8 protein-coding genes and 1 riboswitch are annotated in these 22,891 nt (G+C 53.1%); of the genes, 6 read left to right on the top strand and 2 right to left on the bottom strand.

Annotated elements, in window-relative coordinates; translation table 11 throughout:
* Positions 1-180: 180 nt before the first annotated feature.
* On the bottom strand, positions 181-1,230 hold the full coding sequence (locus tag HQ48_RS00440) for a lamin tail domain-containing protein (RefSeq protein ID WP_044231191.1): 1,050 nt from the start codon (positions 1,228-1,230) through the stop codon (positions 181-183).
* A 680-nt stretch (positions 1,231-1,910) separates the two neighbouring features.
* Here HQ48_RS00440 and HQ48_RS00435 point away from each other — a divergent pair.
* From HQ48_RS00435 to sprA, 6 genes are all read left to right on the top strand, one after another.
* Positions 1,911-4,403: a YfhO family protein gene (locus tag HQ48_RS00435; protein WP_044231190.1), complete on the top strand. Its 2,493-nt coding sequence runs from the start codon at positions 1,911-1,913 to the stop codon at positions 4,401-4,403.
* A gap of 28 nt (positions 4,404-4,431) precedes the next feature.
* Positions 4,432-6,153 carry a lipopolysaccharide assembly protein LapB gene (locus tag HQ48_RS00430; RefSeq protein ID WP_044231189.1) on the top strand — a complete coding sequence of 574 codons (1,722 nt, stop codon included), beginning with the start codon at positions 4,432-4,434 and terminating at the stop codon, positions 6,151-6,153.
* Positions 6,154-6,369: 216 nt separating this feature from the next.
* Complete coding sequence (porU, locus tag HQ48_RS00425; RefSeq protein ID WP_044231188.1) at positions 6,370-9,861, top strand: type IX secretion system sortase PorU; 3,492 nt, start codon at positions 6,370-6,372, stop codon at positions 9,859-9,861.
* A gap of 249 nt (positions 9,862-10,110) precedes the next feature.
* Positions 10,111-12,198 (top strand): TonB-dependent receptor, encoded by a 2,088-nt coding sequence (locus tag HQ48_RS00420; RefSeq protein ID WP_052408890.1) that lies wholly within the window; start codon positions 10,111-10,113, stop codon positions 12,196-12,198.
* A gap of 36 nt (positions 12,199-12,234) precedes the next feature.
* The gene (locus HQ48_RS00415) at positions 12,235-13,461 is read left to right on the top strand and encodes an MFS transporter (protein WP_044231187.1); all 1,227 of its coding nucleotides are present in this window, start codon (positions 12,235-12,237) and stop codon (positions 13,459-13,461) included.
* A 709-nt stretch (positions 13,462-14,170) separates the two neighbouring features.
* Positions 14,171-14,374, top strand: a riboswitch (cobalamin riboswitch).
* Positions 14,375-14,774: 400 nt separating this feature from the next.
* Entirely contained in the window at positions 14,775-22,184 is a 7,410-nt protein-coding gene (gene sprA / locus HQ48_RS00410) for a cell surface protein SprA (protein ID WP_044231186.1), read from the top strand.
* Between the two features lie 13 nt (positions 22,185-22,197).
* Here the strand turns inward: sprA and HQ48_RS00405 are convergent, their stop codons facing one another.
* Entirely contained in the window at positions 22,198-22,872 is a 675-nt protein-coding gene (locus HQ48_RS00405) for a M15 family metallopeptidase (RefSeq protein WP_044231185.1), read from the bottom strand.
* Positions 22,873-22,891 lie beyond the last annotated feature (19 nt).

Genomic DNA, 22,891 nt, shown 5'->3' with positions numbered 1-22,891 from the left:
CATAGCCAGCCCTAGCACGGGCAGACCGCCAGCGAGGCTCTGTGCTGGAGCCCCCTAGCTCCCGCTCTAGGGCAATACCTCTCTTGCTTTTGAGGCCACGCTCTAGTAGATCTGGCGTGTAGAGTAGCTCATCTACCAGCTCCTCGCCTCGGTAGAGCGCAATCAGACAACCCGTATTGCTTAGTCGTGGTAGTGCGATGCCCTTAACTCTTTCTGGCGGGGCATCGGGGTGTAGTGGCGGCAGAGATCTTCTGGGGCTACACTCAGAGCTGTGTAGGATTTGGCAGGTAACTCGTCGAGATCGCCTAGGCTGACTAGCTTGAGCTGCCCTCTGCTCTTACCTACTCCTAGCCGATAGTTCTCGAGAGAGGTTGACGACTCGTTGGGGTTGTACAGCTCTATATACTCAGGCGCTCCTGCTCTCGGATTGGCCATGACTTCACTAAGCATCAGTGCCTGCTCTGGTGTGCCAGAGGGTGTAGCTTCCTCTCTCGTATCCTCCTCTTGAGAGGGCAATGTGTCGTCAAGGCGTAGGCCTGAGAAGTGCATACCCCTATGACGAGTAGCAGTATAGACACAGATGATGCCTAGGCTATTGCTCTTCGGCGGTGTCATGTGCCACTCGGTCTGCTCGGCATAGAGCTTTCTGCCGGTTTGGTCGCGCAGAAGCCTAAGGGCTAGCACGCCCTCGGGACTGTAGCGGACATCGTATCGAAGCCCTTGAGTAAGCGCTTCGGGGAGCTCGCTGGTGTCTAGTAGTGGCTGTTCGTTGATCAGCTTGAGCCGTTGATCGCCTTGTAGGTGGGAGCGCCAGTGAATGCGAAGGCTTACTAGAGCTACGCTGCGGCGTTCGCCACCGCCTATACTCAGAGCGAGGTAGTCGTACTGTTGGGTTGATGTGTCCTGCTCGTAGCAGCAGAGCAGTATGTAGGCATGGTTGTGGGCTGAGGTTGGCTGATCTAGGCGCACGATGCCCTGCCAGCGCATGCGTTTGCCGAGGGTGATGTTGGTCGTGATGATTTTGCGCCCTCTAGCACGTGGGGCATCGAGTGATAGCCAGCCCTTGGCTATCTCGAAATCTTCGGTGTCGTGTCGCCAAGTCAGGGTAGAGGGTTGGCCATTGTTGGATAGGTCAGCTTGCCAATTCTGGGCGGATAGGGGTATGCCTAGTAATAGGTATAGGCCAATGGCGATGTATAGTATTATAGTATATCGAGTACTCTCTCTCATAAAGTCTTTCTCGGTATATGTGGTTTCGTATCAAATCCTCCAAATGTACACAACTATTTCCGAGAAACAAAATATAGTCTTGATCGATTGTCTGCTTTTTTTGTTAAGATGTGTGAATGGATGATGCTCAAATTTGACCCAATTGAGGGGGCGTTCGTCAAGACCATCGGAGAGCTTGGAGAGAATTGAAGGACTAATCTCAGGCAATTGGTGGGTTAATCCTCCGAGATGTGTCCACTAATCCAAGAGGATTGATGGGAAGAAAAACCAAAAAGAAAGCTGTATGGATACCAAATTTCTTGATCAGATTTCCTATATTGCTTTGATTTAACGGGTTGCACCTTGGCGTTTTTAGGCGCTTATTCCCTCGTGTCTAGGGTCAAGTGCCAAAATTGTCTAGAACGCAATCTAGGGCCTGCTAGAGGGCAAATACGAGGTTTCGCATTTGTCCGATCAGCAAACAAAAAGCACGTCATTGATATACTTAAATGTAAAAGAATGTGTGCTTCTCCGAGGTGTACTTCATGGGTAGAGGACGATAGTGGATTACTGCACTTGGTGCTTAGGCTACCATGCCAGAGTTATCTCTACGGCTGGGAACTAACATACAGACGATAAACTTGTAGATACAAGGTTTTTAGGCTATTTTTGGGGGAATTTTGATCAATTAAGACGTTATCGTGGAGCAAAAAATATCATCTCTCTGGCAGAGCAGACTGCGCACTGCCCTGCCGACCATTGTAATCGTTGCACTCTTTGCACTGATCTCGCTCGTCTACTTCTCCCCTGCGGTTTTTGAGGGACGAGAGCTCTTCCAGCAAGATGTCGCTGGGGCTAGCGGTACGGCCCAAGATGTGCGTGACCACTACGATGCTACTGGCGAGACCTCATACTGGACCAATAGCCTGTTTGGTGGTATGCCTATGTACCAGATCTCGCCGAGCTATCCCTCACTCTCCACGCTCAAGCATGCCCAAGATCTCTATACACTGCAGTGGCCTCTGTCGCTATTGCCGAGCTATAGTTGGCTGCTTTTTGCGATGCTGGTGGGCTTCTTCGTCTTTATGCGTTCGCTCTCTCTGGGGCGTTGGACGGCGATGCTCGGGGCGGTCATGTGGGCTTTCTCTAGCTATTTCATCATACTCATTGATGCTGGGCATATCTGGAAGCTCACTGTGCTGGCTTTCATTCCCCCAACGATTGCGGGGATTGTCTGGACTTACCGTGGTCGCTACTTGCTCGGCGGCGTAGTGACGGCATTCTTCGCCACGCTACAGCTGATGTCCAACCACATTCAGATGAGCTATTACTTCGCCTTCTTGATCGTTTTTATCCTTATCGCCTTCCTCGTCGAGGCACTACGAGAGAAGCAGGTCAAGCGATTCCTCATCGCTACGGCCGTTACAGCAGCCGCAGGTCTTATCTCGATCGGAGCTAATAGCTCCAACCTCTACCATACCTACGAGTACACGCAAGAGACGATGCGTGGCGGCTCGGCGCTTAATGCAAGTGCTAGCGGAGTCGCCAATAAGAGTGTCGGAGGTCTAGACAAGGCCTATATCACCCAGTGGAGCTATGGCAAGGCCGAGACACTGACGCTCCTTATCCCTAATACCTATGGTGGGGCTACGGGTTACATCGGGAGCAACCCCGAGCTCATGCAAGATGTGCCACTACCTCTTAGGCAGTATGTAGGGCAGATGAACCAGTATTGGGGCGATCAGCCCTTCACCTCTGGGCCTGTCTATGTCGGTGCTTTTGTGATGTTCCTCTTCATTCTGGGGCTCTTTATCGTTCGTACTCCTCTTAAGTGGGCACTCGTGGCGGGAACTGCCCTCTCCGTCGCCCTCTCGTGGGGGCACAATATGATGTGGCTGACGGATCTATTTATCGACTACTTCCCCCTGTACAATAAGTTCCGCACGGTGTCTTCGATCCTCGTGGTAGCAGAGTTTACGATCCCCACTCTGGCCGTGCTAGCGCTTGTTGAGTTTATACGTCGCCCGAAGGCCGTACTGGCCGAGCGTGTTGCCCTGATTACTTCGCTTAGCCTAACCGCTGGAATCTGCCTTGTCGTAGCTCTAGCTCCGAGTGCCTTCTTCGGTTTCTTGAGCGCTCAAGAGAATGAGATGTTTCGTGCAGCCCTGCTCGACAACCCAGCTGTGTCGGAGGTCCTCACCCAGCTCAAGTATGTACGTGCGAGCATTGCCTCCGCCGATGCTTGGCGCAGCCTGCTAGTCATAGTGCTCAGCCTTGGTGTCTGCTACATATATAGTATAGGTAAGTTGAGTAAGGCTGCAACGCTTGGGCTAATCATCGGGATTACGTTTGTGGATCTGTGGTTGGTAGACAAGCGTTATCTCAATGACGGCAAGTTCATCGACTTCAAACAAGTGGAGCTACAAGCCCGGCCCGTAACCGATGTAGATAGAGCCATTGCGCAGGATACAGATCCGCACTACCGAGTGCTCAATACGAGTGTCGGTACATTCCAAGACGCTACGACGAGCTATATGCACCGCAGTGTCGGGGGGTATCATGCTGCCAAGCTCAGTCGCTACCAAGACCTCATCGAGCATCAGATCAGCCAAGGCAATCGTGCTGTGCTCAATATGCTAGACGTACGCTACATCATCTCTGCCGATCAGAAGGCAGGGCTCTTCTATACACGCAACCACGAGGCACTTGGTGCGGCTTGGTTCGTAGACTCGCTACGTATCGTCGAGAGTGCTAGTGCAGAGATGTCTACCCTTGATGACTTCGATCCTGCCACGACAGCTATTCTAGAGCAAGAACAGGCTAAGGCCCTCGGGCTGAGCTCTGGGCAAGCAGGGCAGAGCTCCGTGCGTCTACTCAGCTATCAGCCCAATAAGGCGAGCTATGAGGTAAGCACAGACCGTGAGCGTTTGTTGGTTTTCTCCGAGATTTACTATCCGCATGGCTGGTCGCTAACTATCGACGGGGAGCCTGCCGAGATCGTTAGGGCCAACTATGCCCTTAGAGCTGCGAAAGTGCCAGCTGGTGCACATCGCCTAGAGATGACTTTCGACCCCAAGTCGATACACATCACCGAGTGGATCTCGATCACGGCGCAGCTCCTCCTACTCCTAGGAGCTATCCTCGCCATTGGCTTGCCTCTATGGCGTAGAAGTCGGGCTACAACAGAGCAATAATTATCAGTAACATAAACTCAAATTAGAAATGACGAAACAATCGATTCTTCGTTCGCTTGCCCTCGTTGGTGCGGCAGCGTTCGTCCTATCAAGCTGTGGCGCTAAGTTTCGCCCGCTGACGTCCAAGCACGTTACGGCAGAGCCCCAACCACTAGAGGTGCGTGGTGGCGAGGTGCCAGCTAAGGTGCATATTACTTTCCCAGCCAAGAGCTTCCCCAAGAAGGCCACACTCAAGATCACGCCCGTACTGCGCTACAAGGGTGGTGAGAAGTGGGGGCAGACGCACGCCTATCAGGGAGAGAAGGTCTATGGCAACGATGTCGTCGTGTCCTACAAGGAGGGCGGTAACGTAGTGCTACACTTCAGCGTTCCCTACAAGAGCGAGATGGCCAAGAGTGAATTGTATCTGACCTTCCACGGCAAGATCGGTAGCAAGAGTGTCAAGCTCCCCGACCTGAAGATCGGTAGTGGCATCATCGCTACTGAGGCATTAGCTACACTGCGTGGCGTACACCCTGCTATCGCTCCCGATGGCTTCCAGCGTATCATCAAGGAGAGTTACGATGCCAACATCATGTTCCAGATTCAGCAGTCCAACGTGCGTTCAAGTGAGATCAACAAGCAGGACGTAGAGGAGTGGGCATACATCGTGCAGAACGCCAAGGAGGCTCCAGATCAAGAGGTATCTGTAGAGGTACAGGCCTACGCATCGCCCGACGGCGGTGCTAAGCTCAACGAACGCCTTAGTGAGGCACGTGAGCGCAACACGACGGCTTCGCTCAAGCAGCAGTTCCGCAAGCAGAAGCTCTCAGGTGTAGCCATTGACGCTCATTACACAGCTCAAGACTGGGAGGGCTTCAAGACACTTGTCGAGCAGAGCGACCTGCAGGATAAGGAGCTTGTGCTACGTGTGCTCTCTATGTATCCAGACCCAGAGCAGCGTGAGCGTGAGATCCGCAATATCTCGGCTGTCTTCAGTCAGCTTGCCGATGACGTGCTACCTAAGCTACGTCGCTCTCGTCTGCTCGCCAACGTTAAGATCATTGGTAAGAGTGATGCCGAGATCCAAGACTGGGTAGCCAAGGCTCCGGGTCACCTGACCATCGAGGAGCTACTCTATGCTGCTACACTCGCCAAGACTCCCGAGGAGAAGATGAGTATCTATCAAGTCGTCAATAAGATTTTCCCCAAGGACTACAAGGCTTACAACAACATCGGTGCTCTGCTATTTGCTCAGGGTAAGCTCGATCAGGCAGAGCTTTGGTTCAACCAAGCCGCCAAGAGAGCCGATAACTCTGTGACGAAGATGAACCAAGGCCTTATCTCTCTAGCCAAGGGTGAGTCGGACAAGGCTACGACCCTCATCGCTTCTGCTACAGATGTGCCAGAGCTCGGTCAGGCACTCGGCTATCTCTACCTCAAGCAAGGTGAGTATGCCAAGGCAGAGACTGCTTTCGGCGAAACGCTTAGCAACAATGCTGCCGTAGCACAGCTGCTCAACGGCAACTATGCCAAGGCACTCAAGACCCTCTCTGCTGTCGCTACTCCCGATGCTACGACACACCTGATCAAGGCTATCGTAGGTGCACGCTCTGGCGATGTGAAGCTCGCCACCGAAGCTCTGGAGATGGTTGCTAAGCTAGACCCATCTATGCTCTCTGGCGTAGCCGACAACATTGAGTTTGCCAAGTATCTGAGCAACCCCGATATGGCACGTGTGCTAGCACTTGCCCCAAACATGCTCAAGTAAGCGAGAGCAAACTCCACATAGCAATAGAGGGCATGCGTCGAGGCGAGAGCTTCGGCGCATGCCCTCTATTCGTTAGTAACTTGCGGTTTGGTAAGGTGTTTGTATATTTGTTCGAGGCTGATTTGCGTTAGTATAAGGTAGGATCTAGCTAACTCTATTGGCGGCTTAGGCCCAGCGCTAGGCTCGGCTTACAGAAATAAATATGCTACTTAGACAATGAATGCTTATAGACGACTAAATATTCTATTCATCTTGCTGGCGCTTTTGCCCACACTCTGGGGTAAGGCTTGGTCACAGAGCCCTATGCAGACGGGGCAGTGGAGCAAGATTGCCGTGCAGCAGAGTGGGCTTTATGTACTAACCTCGTCGGATATCGCTGCCCTTGGGTTCAAGGAGCTAGACAAAGTGCGTGTGTGGGGCTATGGGGGGGCTCTATTGCCAGAGCAAGTCGTCGGGCTGGCTGGTCGAGATTTGCAAGAGGTACCCACACTGTTCGTAGATGGTAAGCTGTATTTCTATGCCGTGGGTACAGTGTCGTGGCTCTACGATCAGCATAGAACTTTCTTCTATCATCAAATCAATCACTATACTCGCCAAGGCTATTACCTCATTAGTGAAGGTGGCATTCCTATGCGTATGGGGCAGACGGAGGCCACCGAAGTGAGTGAGGCAACTGAAGCCAGTAGGCTTTATACCGATGTCTTGCACCATGAGCAGGAGCTGTATTCGCCCTCCCAGTCGGGGCGTAAGCTCTATGGAGAGAGTATGCTCGCCTCGCAGCGCCTGAGCTTCTCGCACAAGCTGCCGGGAGCCAAGAGCATGCGTATGCGCTTCTCCTACATGGCCTATCCGAATAAATCGGATGCTCGTCTGAGTGCACAGATCGGCGGAGCTCCCTATGCAGAGGAGAATATCACGCTCGAGGAGATGAATCGCCTTGTTTCCTCCAGTGGTTACAAAGTCTATGGAATAGATCGTACCCATATCGAGGCAAAGAGCACTCCACTCTCTGGCGAAGATCTGCGCATCGACTTTACCCTCTCGGCACAGGGGATCTCGTCGCATCTAGACTACTACGAGCTCAATGTCGAGCGAACACTCAGCTATCGTGGTGGGCAGATGAGCTTCAGCAGGGCACTTCACAAAGAAGATAAGGCTGCGACTTCCACATATACGATGGATCAGGTGTCGGGTCTAACACTACTGCGTGTGGACGACTCAGGTTCAGCTAGTCTAGTGCGCCAACAGATTGCTAGCTCCACTTTGAGCCTTGCTCTACCTGCACGATCGGCCAGTGGTGCTCCTAGCCGATACTTATTGCTGCGCTTGGGCGATGCCTATAAGCCCAGTCTAGTGGGGCGGATTGGTAATCAGAATTTGATTGGTACATCCTCCGCACCAGATCTACTTATCATCACGACCGATGCGCTCAGAGCCGAATCCGTCCGTTTGGCGAGCTACTACGAGAGCAAAGGTCAGAAAGTGCTCGTCGTGACGCAGACGGAGATTTTCAATGAGTTCAATGGAGGCACGCCCGATGCTACAGCCTACAGACTCTTTGCCCGTAAGCTGTACGATCTCTACAAGGCGGAGCACGCCAAAGAAGACTGTCCGATGCAGATCTTACTTATCGGGGACGGCGCACAGGACAACCGAAAGCTAACGACCGTCTGGCAGATCCCAGAGATGCAGCACACCGAGTTTCTGCTAACTTATCAGTCGGTGGCATCGCTCGATCTGGAGAGCTATACTTCCGATGACTACTTCGGAGTGCTTGCAGACGAAGAGCTCAAGAAGGATTACTACTCCGATGTTCTTCGCTATCCACTACTACACGAGCTGGAGATGGACGTCGGTGTGGGCCGATTGCCCGTGCGTTCGCCTGCTCAAGCAAGGACGGTTATAGACAAAATCATCGGCTACGACAGAGGAGGTGACTACGGATCGTGGAAGATGCGTGCCGCCTTCGTCGCCGATAATGGTGACGGCAACAGCCATACACGCCAGAGTATCGAGATTAGCGATGGGCTTGAGAGCCAGATGCCCGAGCTACAGCTGCGCAAGATCTACATGGCTGCCTATCCTCGTGTCAATGTAGGTGGACGAACCACCGTACCGGGAGCACATAAAGCTCTGATGGATGCTTTGCAGGAAGGCGTGCTGATCGCCAACTACAACGGACACGGCAATCCGCAGTCTTGGGCAGACGAGCGTGTACTCTCGATGAGTGATATTCAAAACTTCTCCTATCCGCACTTGCCGCTCTGGATCACGGCGACCTGCGACTTCGCCAATTTCGACGCCTTCTCGACCTCGGCTGGCGAAGAGATCCTACTACACCCTACGAGCGGTGGGGTAGCCCTGCTCTCTACTACTAGAGTCGTGTGGGATATCCCCAACCAAATGCTCAATACTGCCATTCTCAAGGAGCTATTCACCCCTGATGCTCAGGGCAAACCTCGGCCCTTGGGTTTGGTTATTCGCGACGCCAAAAATAGTCTTCGTCTACGTTCCACTCCGGAGAATAGGCTCAACTTCGTACTTCTGGGCTCTCCGCTGACCTACATTGCCGTGCCTCCAGCACATCTAAAGGTCAATCGCCTCGCCTCGCAAGACCTCGAGGAGGATAAGCTCGTTGATCTACACGCTCTAGAGCGGGTGCGTATCGAGGGATATGTGCAGACACCTAGTGGAGATGTCGATGGCGACTTCTCGGGCAAGCTAGAAGTCTGGGTGTACGATGGCGAAGAAGAGCTCGAAACGATAGACAACTTCAATCGCCGCAATACCGAAACAAGTCCTACTCGCTACCGTGACTACCGAAACATCATCTACACTGGAGGGACGAAGATAGAGGACGGACGCTATACATTGGAGTTTAGTGTCCCCAAAGATGTCGCTTACTCTGGGCGTAAGGGGCGTATCAGCCTATATGCTCGTGACGATAAGCGAGGAGTGGAGAGCGTAGGCCTGTCACGAAGCTTCGTCATCAAGACCGGTAGAGCTCAGCAGACACTCGACGATACCGATAGCCCAGAGCTCCTCTCGATCCGTCTGTCGGGGCAAGATGTGCTGGGTTCTAAGACACCACTGGTGGCATCGTCTGCTTTGCTTGAGGTGGCTCTGCGTGATGGCAGCGCAATCAATCTCTCGACCTCTGGGCTAGGGCATCGCCCAATGCTCACGATAGATGGTAAGGCAGACCAGAGCTACGATCTCTCTCGTTACTATACGGCTTCGCTTCAGCAGGAAGGGCTTGGCGAGGTTAAGTTTGTACTTGAGGGATTATCGGCTGGAGATCATACGGCGCAGCTGGAGGTCTGGGACGTGTACAACAATGCTACACGAGTACAATTCGCCTTTAGGGTTGAGCCTGCTCTGGCTCCTCGCATCGAGGCGCTCGAGCTAATTGCCAAGAGTGAGGGAGGGCAGACGCCTAGTCTACGGCTCAGACACAGCTTGGCAGGCATGAATCTGCAGGCTCGTATCGGCATCTATGATATGCTTGGGCAGATGATCTGGAGCTACGACAAGATACAGCTCGTAGCCTCGTCCACCAACGGTGCAGACTATCGCATCGATCTCTCTGCGCTCGATGCAGGTCGCCTAACTTCTCTCCCCAGCGGTGCCTACCTGATTAGGCTGTGGATTGGCTCTGATGGTGGGGCTGAGGCTTCGGCCAGTACCAAATGGCTACTTAGGCACTAGGCCTAGATGCTCGCTCTATTCGGACAATAATGGCTTATCGCCATAGGCGTTAGTATGTTTATGTAACATCGGGCGAGCAGAGTCGCAGCAGTAGCCTCGGGTAATGGGTGTGTGATATAGATTTGTTTTACAGATTATTATTGGGTCTGGCTTGTACTACAGAGTTAGTGCAAGCCAGATTTCTTATATATAATGGCCTCAAATTAGCCCATTGAGAGGCTAATTTTGTGAAATAAATCAAAATATAGAATGGTAAAAATATACAAGTTTATCTTTTCTGTCGCACTGATGCTCCAGAGTCTAGGTGTATACGCTAGCGAGCCGCTCCCTACAGATACCGTAGAGCTACATGATGTGCTCATTGAGGCATCGAAAGCAGGGTTTAAGTTCAAGCGTCTGCCTGCCTCGGTGAGTGTGCTCACCAGTGAGGAGATCCTGCGTACTGGGCTACAGTCTGTCCCTAGCTTGAGCCTCGTGATGCCCAACCTCTTCATGGGCGACTATGGTAGCAAGCTGACTTCGCCGGTCTATGTGCGAGGCATTGGCTCTCGTATCAATGCTCCATCGGTGGGGCTGTATGTAGACCATGTCCCCTACTACGAGAAAGCTGTGATGAACTTTGACCTCTACGATATCAACCGCATTGAGCTGCTTCGTGGGCCTCAAGGCACCGAGTACGGCCGCAATACTATGGGGGGGATCATCAATATCCGCACCAAGTCGCCAGTCGATTACCAAGGTCTAGACCTGCGCCTACAAACTGCGACCTACGGAGATCATAGTGCCTCGGTCGGTTATTATGCTCGTCCCCTAGAGACCTTTGCCTACTCCCTCAGTGGGCATGCTGTGCATCGAGATGGCTTCTTCCGCAATGAGCATCTAGGCAAGCCGATCGACCGCATGAAGTCCTACGGCCTGCGCAACCGGCTCAACTATCTCCCCAACCACAAGATCTCCCTAGAGAATATCTTTAGCCTAGAGCACAGTGACCAAGGTGGCTATCCCTACACTCAGTACGATGCCAAGACCCAAAAACTATCCCCTATAGCCCACAGCGATGAGAGCGGCTATGAGCGTATGATGCTCTCGGACGCCCTCGTCCTCAAATATCGTGACGCAGGCAAAGAGTTAATCTCCACGACTTCGTACCAATTCTTTAGGGATAGGCAGTATATTGACCAAGACTTTAGCCCCATTCGTGCCGTCTATGTAGAGCAGAGGCAGAAGCAGCACCTCGTGGCTCAAGACATCAGCTTGCGCCTTAATCCCTCGGAGCGGTTCTCCCTGTTGATGGGGCTCAATGGATTCTACCAGTACTTTGATATGGACGTCAAGGTAGACCGCATCGCTCAGAAGGTTGCCGACATCAAGCACAATAAGCACAGTATAGCCGGTGGAGCCCTATATCTGCAAGCCTCGGCGAGAGATCTCTGGCTCTCTGGCTTGAGCCTAACAGCAGGCCTAAGGCTCGATGCCGAGCGTGATGCGCTTGACTTCCGTCACCAAGCTGAGGTTGCCGGTAAACCAATAATCAAGGCAGACGAGCGCTTCGGCCCTCTATCCTCGGTGGAGCTACTCCCTAAGCTCGCCCTAAGCTACCAGATCGGCAACCATACTGCCTACGCCACTGCAGCTAGAGGCTACAAGACTGGGGGCTTCAATACGAGCTTCGAGACAATGGAGGACATCACATTCGATCCCGAACAGAGCTGGAATTATGAAGTCGGGCTCAAGTCGTCTTGGCTCGGCAAGCGTATCTTTAGCGAGCTCTCACTCTTTTTCATCGACTGGAGCAACCAACAGATTTATCGCTCTGTGAGCGTTGGCGGAGCTATGCTCGTGAATGCTGGTCATAGCCGTAGCCGAGGCCTAGAGCTAAGCCTGCGGACAGCTCCATTCTACGGCTTCGAGCTGATCGGAGCCTATGGTCTGACTGATGCTAAGTTCATAGAGAATAGGCGTGATGCCAAGACTGACCACAAGGACAAGCGCCTGCCCTATGCCCCGGAGAATACCGTTTCGCTAGAGCTACGCAAGGCTATAGACATCGCCCAAACTAGCTGGGTGCGAGCGCTACATATCTCTGCTCAGTACAAGGGCGCAGGCAAGATCTACTACGATGAGGCGAATACTCTTGTGCAGAACTACTACAGCCTGCTCTCGGCTCGCCTCTCGCTTGAGCTTCCGTTCGCTCGCCTAGATCTCTGGGGGGAGAACCTTACCAACACGCACTATCTGGCGCACTACTTTGCGTTGCAGATGAGCAAAACTCGTCAGAGCTTCGCTCAAGCTGGTCGCCCCTTGCAGCTTGGTGCTACGCTCCACTTCTCTCTTTAGGCTTCTACCTGTACACATGATAGATCTATCCTAGATATGAAGCCCAGAGATCCCTTCAAGCTCCCGACGCTCTTCTGTCTGTACATCGCCCAGTCTATACCGATGGCCTTTTTCTCCACGGTATTACCTGTCATTATGAGGCAGGAGCAGTACTCACTCTCGCAGATTGGGCTACTGCAGCTCATTAAGCTGCCGTGGATTGTCAAGCTCCTGTGGGCGCCCGTGGTCGATCATCATGCTCGTGACTATACAAGCCTTAGGCGCTGGATTATACTCTCGGAGCTATTCTACGCCTGCATCATTCTTGGTATTGGGCTGCTTGAGCTCAAGACGAACTTTGGCCTCATACTCCTGTTGGTAATCCTCTCTTTCGCTGCCTCTGCCACTCAGGATATTGCGGTGGATAAGTATGCAATACTCTCGCTCAGAGGTTCTGAGCGTGGGCTAGGTAATAGCATGCAGGCTGGGGGGAGCTTCGTCGGTAGCCTCTTCGGTACGGGGGTATTGCTGGTAGCTTATCATCATCTAGGCTGGCAGTGGGTGCTTAGTTTGCTGGCTATGTTTATCGTATTAGCTGTTCTCCCACTGTGGCTGCGCAGGCGACGAGATCGGCTATATGAGTCTGCGCCACGCAGCCGCCGCAGCATTAATTTGCGAGATATCCCCAGTTTCTTCACATCTCTATCTAGCAAGCGACATATCTTGCTCCTGTTGCTCTACTACTCGGGCATCATCGGTGTTATGGCGATGGTTAAGCCCTTTATGGTTGATTTAGGTTACTCGACAGAGCGTATCGCCGTGATGCTCGGTGTCTTCGGCTCTGCTGTGGCAGCGCTATGTGCTATGGCTGGCGGTCTGCTCCTAAGACGAATGGGGCACCTGACGGCTTTAGCATCTTTCTTGTGTCTTAGTCTAACGGCAGCCCTATTCTATTGGTATATATCTCTTGGTATCCCCTCCGAGATACAGATGTATGTGGCGATTGCTTGGGTATGGGGTGCCTATGGCCTATCGTCTGTGGGGATCTATACTCTGGCGATGGATCGGGTACGTCCAGAGCTTGAGGGAACGGACTTCACAATCCAGATTATGATTACCCATCTCAGTGGGCTGATCGTGGCTGCTCTGAGTGGACGTATGGCTGATGCTTTCGGCTACACGGCGCTCTTCGGGGTTGAGGCTGTGCTCTCTCTCTTGGCTCTTCTGGTGCTCTGGTCCCAGAGTCGTAGCCTAGAGGTTAGCCAAGAGAGCCAGATCATCTAACTCTAGGCTACGAGCCGTCAATCTACTTGTTTAGCCTTAGCTCTTTAGAACTTCTGTGCAGTGGCGTATTGTCGTTTGCGATATTTAACACTTTGGAGTGTGTTTAGACACACTGCCTATGTTCTCCCCGTCCGAGAGGACTAAAAGTGTCAAATCCTATATTTGCCGCCTACGAGGCTCTGTATGGCGTCCTACCTCGTTTAGGCTCCTTGCCCCCACCGAATGAAAATACCTGCCTTAAATCGTCTTGTTTTTAGCATGCTGGTATTCAGGTGTATAGAGAGTATTTTGCAGCGCTTGTATGGGCTTGAACCGCATTTTGAGGTGTTTCTTCCCATCAATCTTTTCGGCTCAGTAGACACACCTCGGCGGATTAGCCCACCAATAGGGCAAGGGCTTCCCTTCGATTTCCTTTAGTCGCCCAGAGCTCCTTTATAAACTTGGGCTTTATTCTCTTAAATCCGTTAGTAAATCTTTAACACTCCTTAACTAAAAAGTAGACGAATGAGCATACACTGTACACCGCCTTGATGCCCTTAGACGAGAGGCATGGATAGGTGGCTTCTGCTTCTCCCTCTTCCGTCTTGCTGCGCTGCACATTAAGGCTATTGCCAAGTCCTAGGTTAGTCGTATAGACCTCTAGCTAGGATAACATATTCTATCTGCTAGTTTTGTGATAGATAGATAAAATGCTTACCTTTGCCGTCGGCTTTGTGTTCCTTGCCTTGGCGTCTATTGATGTGGGGGCTGGAGCTTAAAAGGGAATCGAGTGCGAATCTCGGACAGTCCCGCTGCTGTGTACGATCGTCAAGCCTTTGGTCGAGTCGATACCACTGGTAGTTCTGTGCTACTGGGAAGGTAGACCGAGGCGAGATTGTGAGTCAGAAGACCTGCAAAGCTATTAAAGGCTTCGAGGAAAGCTGCAGTACGCCCCTGAGGGCGACTGAAATTAATCCCCGCGGGATCCCCATCACCCATGATCAACGATGGGCGTGGCTCGCCAAGCTACGTTAAAATTTAGTGAAAGGAAGCCTTAGGCTTGATTCGCTTGTGGGAAACCAAGAGGGGATCAGCTCTAAGGCTTTTTTCGTCCCTCCCCTAGATGTTTGGTGTGATATGCATTGGCCTCTCTGTTCCGTTACTTAGTCATCGGGAGGATAGGTGAGTAATCTCTAAATAGATCTTTGGCATACCTGCCCAAGTAGCCTATTTGCACACTAAGTTTAGGGGGTGCGAGGCCTGCTAGTCTGTGCAATTTTTAAGTATCTTTGTTCGTTTAATATAGTACGGGAAATCAGGAATACGGATTAGGGTTGGAGCGCAGAAAGCTGATACAAGTGCTGTGTGTGGGGTTAGGCTGTCTGACCTTGGGGCTTAGTCACGCCTCTGCACAGAGCAAGAGCAAGGGAGATAGCGTCAAGGTTATTTCTCCTCGTGTTATTCTGCCCTCCAGTGCCGAAGATATAAGCCGAGAGGCGTCCGTCTTCTCACCTCGGCGTCCGTCGAACCTGACCACACGATTTGAGTACGATCCCAGAACTAACCTTTATCTACTGACGACTTACCTAGGCGAGCAACGCCTAGGCACTCCTATCCCCTATACTCCAGCCGAATTTATGGCCTATATGGCTAAGCGTAGCGATGCCCATTACTTTGGCCTGCTCAATCGCCCCGAGGAAGACAAGCAAAAGAAAAAAGGCTTTAACCCGCTAGATATGGAGTTTGGGATAGGGCCAGCGGAGCGCATCTTCGGCCCCGGCGGAGTGAAGCTACGCCTGCAAGGTTCGGCAGAGCTATCGGCTGGCATCAAAAGCAACGCCACCGACAACCCCTCAGTAAGTGAGCGTGCTCGGCGCAATACCTTCTTCGACTTCGACGAGAAGATCCAAGCAGGTGTGCAGGCCTCTGTAGGCAATAAGCTCAACTTCAACCTCAACTACAATACAGCCAGCACGTTCGACTTCGACTCCAAGAAGCTCAAACTGGCTTTCGAGGGCGAGGAGGACGACATCGTCAAGCTCATCGAGGCGGGTAATGTATCGATGCAGCCCAAGAACTCGCTCATCAACGGTGGAGGAGCTCTCTTCGGAGTGCATAGTAAGATGCAGTTTGGTAAGCTAACTCTCGATATGCTAGTCAGCCAGCAGCGTACACAGCGCAAGCGCATCGCCACCAAGGGAGGAGCGCAGACGACGAGCTTCGAGCTATCGGCTGCCAACTACGATGAGAATAGGCACTTCTTCCTCGGGGACTTCTTCCGCCAGCAGTACAACGAAGCGCTGCGCTCGCTTCCATACGTGCGCTCTGCCGTCAAGATCAATCGCGTAGAGGTCTGGGTGACGAACAAACGTGGGCGGTACGACGATGCTCGCAACGTAGTGGCTTTCGCCGACCTTGGCGATGCTCGGCGTGTGCACAACCCCTCGATTACTATTACCAACTCGGGGAGCCTATACCCACGCAACTCTGCCAATGACCTCTACAGCACTCTAAGTGCCGACCCCGAGCTACGACGCATCGATCAGGTAACCCGAGTGCTATCGGGCAAGCTGACCGCAGGGTCGGACTACGACAAGCTCGAGTCTGCTCGCAGGCTCGGCGAGAGCGAATACGACCTAAACGCAAGCCTTGGCTACATTACACTCTCCTCTAAGCTCCAGAGTGATGAGGTGCTAGCCGTGGCCTACGAATATACCTACAATGGTCAACTCTATCGTGTGGGCGAGTTTTCGTCCGACAGACCTGACCAATCTACCGACAATCTCTTCGTCAAGCTCATCAAGGGGAGCAATATGAGCCCCAATGCGCCCTACTGGGAGAATATGATGCGCAATGTCTATAGCTTAGGAGCAGGGGTGTACAACCTGCAATCCGAGGGCTTCCGTCTAGACGTCCTCTATCGTAGCGACGGCACGGGTAGCTATGTCCCCTACCTGCCCTCTGGGAGCCTCAAGGGGCAGAGGCTACTAGAGGTGTTGGGCTTGGACAAAATCAATCAGCGTGAGCAGCAGCACAGCGATGGCCGCTTCGACTATGTGGAGGGGCTGACCGTCAATGCCAATAGAGGTCTGATCTACTTCCCCTCGGTCGAGCCATTTGGCCAGACTCTAGCCGAGCAGAATGCAGGGGACGAGTTCGTCTATCGAGAGCTATATACCCAGACTAAGGTCAAGGCTCAGCAGGTGGCAGAGAAGAATAAGTACATTTTGAGGGGCGAATACAAGGCATCGGGTAGTGGAGAGATTGCGCTCGGAGCTATGAATGTAACCCCTGGGACGGTTCGTGTAACGGCAGGAGGCGTTACTCTACAGGAGAATGTAGACTATACGGTAGACTATCTCTCGGGTGTAGTGAAGATCATCAACACGCAGATCCAGAGCGCACGTACTCCCGTGGAGGTTAGCCTAGAGGATAGTGGAGGCTTCGGCACGCAGCGCAAGACAATGTTGGGGCTAGACCTTGGCTATCAGCTCACGCCTCAGTTGCAGCTAGGAGCCACGGCGATGTATCTCTCGGAGCTCCCTCTGACCACCAAGACCAATCTGGGCGATGAGTCGATGCAAAACTTCCTTTGGGGGACGAACCTCAGCTGGCGCACCAAGAGCCAGTGGCTGACCAATATGCTCGACAAGCTCCCTCTGCTAGACCTGACGACTGCTTCGCAGATTAGTCTAGACGCAGAGTTCGCTCATCTAATCCCGGGCCACTACGAGAGCCGTTATGCGCAGGGCAATAGCTATCTCGACGACTTCGAGAGCTCACGCAGCGAGATTGACTTGATGAATCCGTACGCTTGGTCGCTGGCCTCTGTCCCCTTCGATGCTTCTCGTCAGCTGACCTCACCGAGCGACTATCTAGCTACGGGCTACGATCGAGCCTTGCTGTCGTGGTACAACATTGACCCCATCTTCACACGAGAGCGCAGTAGCCTCACGCCGTCTTACATTCGCAACAATCCTGAGCTGGTAAGTAACCACTTCGTGCGTGAGGTAGAGATGCGTGAGCTATTCCCCTACCGAGATCTCAATGTCAATCAGGTGAGCTTCTTGCAGACACTCAATCTGAGCTTCTACCCCCAAGAGCGAGGCCCGTACAATCTAGGTCTGGAACGTATGCTTCCCTCGGGACTACTAGACAAACCAGAGGAGAGCTGGGGTGGTATCATGCGCAAGATTGACCAAAGCGACTTCGAGGCCTCCAATGTCGAGTATCTTGAGTTTTGGCTGATGGATCCATTCGTCCACAGCACAGGTGCTAAGGGAGGAGATTTGTACTTCAACCTCGGGGATATATCCGAGGATATACTCAAGGACGAGAAGAAGTTCTTCGAGAATGGTATTCCCCTTACTGATGACCCTACGGCCATGGAAACGACCGTTTGGGGGCGTGTGCCTCGCAGGCAGAGCGTAGGGTATTCGTTCGACAATGCTCCCGGGGCAAGAGCTAAGCAGGACGTCGGCTTCAATGGCCTCACTACTGCCGAGGAACAGCAGCACGAGAGCTATAGGAACTACCTTGATCAGCTCAAGCGTATCGCTTCGGGCGAGACCCTCGGTCGGTGGGCTGGCGATCCGTTTAGCCCAATCAATGACCCGGGGGGCGACAACTTCCACCACTATCGTGGGGACGACTTCGATGCTGCACGCCTCTCTATCCTCGATCGCTACAAGTACTACAACGGCGTAGAGGGCAACTCCGCCGAGGCCACAGGCTCTAGCGACTACAGTGTGGCGAGCCGTGTGGCTCCTGATGTCGAGGACATCAACCAAGACAATAACCTCAACGAGCTAGATCGCTACTACGAGTACAAAATATCGCTGCGCCCAGAGGACTTGCGTGTGGGCCAGAACTATATCGTGGCTAGCCGAGAGGCAGATGTTCGTCTGCGCAATGGGCAGAACTCTAAGGTTACTTGGTATCAGTTCAAAGTACCCCTATCGCAGTACACCTCGGCTATTGGGGGGATCTCGGACCTGCGCTCGATGCGCTTTATGCGCATCTACCTCAAGGGCTTTGCCCAACAGACCAATCTGCGCTTCGGAGCGTTGCATCTGGTGCGTGGTGACTGGCGTCTGTACGATCAGCCTCTACACGGCAAGGTCGCACCTATTACGAAGGCGCAGATCTCGGTTAGTGCTGTCAATATCGAGGCAGACGGCGACCGAACGCCCATCAACTACGTGTTGCCCCCGGGTGTGCCTCGCTCGCTCGATGCCCAACAAACGCAGAGCACTCAGCTCAATGAGCAGTCACTCAGCCTCAAGCTCCGCCAGATCGCACCCGACGATGCACGTGCGATCTACCGCAATACCTCCTACGATCTACGACGCTATCGCCGCCTACAGCTCTTCGTCCACGCCGAGCAGCTCGTCGAGGACAATACCAATACCCAAGACGGAGATATATCAGTCTTTGTACGTCTTGGCTCGGACTACCGCAACAACTACTACGAGTACTCCGTTCCGCTCAAGCTGACTCAGTCGGGTAGATACAATGGTTACTCGGACGTAGACCAGAGGCGTGTCTGGCCCGATGCCAACTTTGTTAATATCGACCTAGATGGCCTGATCGTTCACAAACGCAAGCGCAACGAAGCTGTCGCACGTGGGCTGGCAGGCTTCTCACTCTTTGAGCTATTCAGCCAGCCCGATCCCGACGCCACGAATAATAGTATCAGCATACTCGGCAATCCGTCCCTCTCCAACGTGCGTACCATCATGATTGGTCTACGCAATAATAGCGGAGAGGTGCGTAGCGTCGAAGTATGGGTCAATGAGTTGCGTGTGGGCGACTACCACGAAGAGGGCGGTTGGGCGGCCAACGCCAACCTAGCGGTTCAGCTATCCGATTTGGGAGCATTCAACCTGCGTGGGCAGATGTCTACCGCAGGCTTTGGGGCGATCGACCAATCTCTGAGCGAACGTCAGATCGAGGATCGCCGTAGCATCAACCTCTCTACGAACCTAGAGCTTGGCAAGTTCTTCCCAGAGAAGGCCAAGGTTTCTATCCCCGTCTACTACAACATCACCGACGAGCAGAACACGCCTCAGTACAATCCGATGGACGAGGACGTCAAGCTCAAGGACGCTTTAGAATCAGTCGCCACGAGTGCACAGAGGGATTCGATCATGAACTACGCCATCGACCGCCGTATTACCCGATCGCTCAGCCTAAGTAACATCAACGTCGGCATCCGAAGCAAGGAGCCAATGCCCTACGACCCTGCTAACCTCTCGGCCAACTTTTCGCACAACTTCACCGAAGTGCAGAATCCGCAGACGGAATATCTGCATCAAATCAACTGGCAAGCCGGCCTTAACTACGACTTTAGCCCACAGTGGCGTTCGATTCGTCCCTTCGCTTCGCTCAAGGGCAACGGCGCTCTGGCTCGCTACCTCAAGCAGTACGGCCTAAATCTGTGGCCTAGCAGGCTGAACCTGCAGACCTCGATGATCCGCTCTTACGAGGAGGAGCAACTGCGCAACCACATCGATGCCGCAGGCGATACCAAGCTACCCGTGAGCTTCTCACAGCAGTTCGTCTGGTATCGTAAGCTCAATCTGAATTGGAATCTCACCCCCAACCTCATTTTTACCCTCGCCACGGGAACGGACGCCCGTATCGAAGAGCCACACGTGCAGGTCAATCGAGAGCTGAACCCCGATGCTTATGCGCAGTGGAAGTATGCGGTAGATAAAAGCATCAAGGAGCTGGGAACGCCGATGCGCTACGCCCAAACTACTTCGCTGACCTACACTCTACCAACCTCTGCGATTGAGCCGCTCAACTGGATCAATGCTCAGGGCAATTACTCGGGGGCGTACAACTGGACACTCGGGGCGGAGCTACCCAAGGAGCAACTGCGTCTGCCGAATGTCATTACGAATCAGATGAATCTCGAGCTTTCTGGACAACTTCGCTTGAAGAACCTCTATGCCAAGAGTAAGTATCTCAAGGGGCTAGAGCTGAAGTTCAACAGCAACAGTTCCTCCTCTCAACGCAAGAAAGAGAAGCCTAAGCCCAAGAGCTTCGTCAAAACGCTCAACCTACTGCCCGACTCTACTCTCGTGGTAGCGCACGGACTTGGTACGAAGCGCATGAGGATCGTTGCCAAAGACAGCACTGGGCTAGTGCGTCCGATCAAGACAGAGCTGGTGGACGATAAGACCATTAAGGTATTCGGTACGGATAGCTCTACGCTGACTCTGACCCTAACGCCTGAGCCGCCCAAGGAAATGAATCCGACACTACGTGCTATCATCGATCGCTCAGTCTACACTCTGCTGATGGTTAAGGACGTGAGCCTATCATATCGCCATACGGGCTCTACGCATCTGCCGGGCTTCTTGCCCAGCATTGGCGCTGCTCTGGGGCAAAACACGAGCGGTGTGATGTCGCCCGGTGTGGGCTTTGCGCTTGGCTTCACGGACGAAGACTACATAGATAGGGCTGCCGAGAGAGGTTGGCTCTCACACGACCAGCAAAACGTACAGCCCGCCGTGGTTTCTCGCTCGGCAGTGCTAGACATCAAGGCCACGATACAGCCCATTCGTGACCTGAATATCAGTCTATCGGCCAATCACACCCGAACGGATCGCACCGAGTTACAATATATGTACGAGGGACGCCCACGCCTCTTCGGTGGCGACTTCGTGATGACTACCATAGGGCTCAAGGGAATCTTCTCTTCGCCTGAGGCAAACTCTGGCTATCGCTCTGCTCAGTTCGATCGCTTTTTGGCCTCACGTGATGCCGTGGTCAGTCGCCTCAAAGAGGAGGCCTACGGCGATAGCTACCCAAACCAAGGCTTTCTCGCTCAAGGTGGTTGGGCAGGTCAGACCATCAACGAAGAGAATATACAGGTAGACCGTAATGCCTCGGCAGTACTGATTCCTGCTTTCCGCTCGGCCTATACCCAGTCGAGTGGGGCTGGTGGCATAGATCTAAACCCACTGCCCGATCTACTATCTATGCTCCCTAACTGGAATGTTACCTACAATGGGCTGAATAAGATCGAGGCGCTCAAGAAGCTCTTCAGCAACGTTACACTCCGCCACGCCTATCGAGGCACCTACCGAGTAGACAACTACACCTCTTTCCCGAGCTGGGTTGGCGATCGGGCTTCAACGTTTGGCTACGTGCCAGACCAAGCGAGTGCAAGCGGTAAGCCCCGCCTAAGTTTGCCCTACGACATCGCTTCAATCACGATCCAAGAGAGCTTCTTCCCCCTGCTAGGCATAGACATCACGCTGGAGAACGGGCTGACGCTGACGACGCAGTGGAGGCGCAACCGCTCTGTAACGCTCAACCTATCGGCTTTCCGCCTGATTGAGACCAGCTCCAACGAGCTCAACCTCGGCGCCAGCTACAAGATAGCCGACATCAAAGCCCTCTTCTCTCCTGCCAAAGCCAAGCGCAAACGCCGTGGTAGTAGCACCAAGGGCAATACCTCCACCTCAGCCAAGGGGCTGAACCTGCGTGCCGACTACAGCTACCGACACAACCTAAGCCTAATCCGCAAAATACAAGACGACTATACACAAGCCAACTCTGGCAATGTGGATAGCCGTCTGAGCCTAAGTGCCGAGTACGACCTAAGCCGTATGCTCGCCCTAAAGGCTTACTTCGAATGGACGAGCAACCGTCCTCTAGTTAGCGCCTCCGCCTTCCCCGTGCGTAATACCTCCTTTGGGGTTAGTCTGCGCTTCAACCTCACTCAATAGCTCCTTACCACCTCTAGAAGTCGAGCCGCTTATAGCGTCGCCTTACTTCGGTCATTGAGATGCGCTCTTGGTAGTGCCACCACTCTTTGTCATAGGGTCGCAAGCCCACCTCACTCATAATGGAGTAGAGTAGCCGCCTATTAGCTCGAACTACTGCCGACATACGCCCAGCCTTGACTAAGGAGTCCTCGCTACCAACGTGCGCCTCTGTACCGAAGTAATCGAATGGCGAACCCATATCGAGCGGTTTCCCCTTATCATCTACGATTGTCAGATCTACCGCTACGCCATAGTTGTGCCGACCGCCTCGCTTGGCTGGGGCAACGTAGATACTTAGAGGCGTTCCCTCCACCAGTGCATACATGGCAGCTTGCACGCTCATCGGTCGTGCAGCATCGTAGATCAGCAGGTGATAGCCTTGGCGTCGTTTGGTTAGTAGGCGCTGTGCTTGAGCAATTCGTTCGGCAAACCCTCGTTCTAGATAAGCACGCTCTAGTGAGCCGTACATATCTCGCCCGACGAAGTTGTCCGATGTGCTGTACTTGAGCTCTACCCCGATACTTGGCTCTAGGCTCTGCACATCGACTAGCCCGGAGCGACGCATTAGGCTATCGTAGTTGGTTTGTGCCAGCAAAGGAGAGGCAATGAATAGCCCTCCTAGCAGAAGTGTATATAGTAATCCTTTCATTGTCCCAGACTTAATACCT

It is taken from the genome of Porphyromonas sp. COT-290 OH3588, from assembly GCF_000769075.1.
Taxonomy (GTDB): Bacteria; Bacteroidota; Bacteroidia; order Bacteroidales; family Porphyromonadaceae; genus Porphyromonas.
Note: the sequence above shows the minus strand (reverse complement) of the source record. Positions and strands in the feature narration are given on the sequence as shown.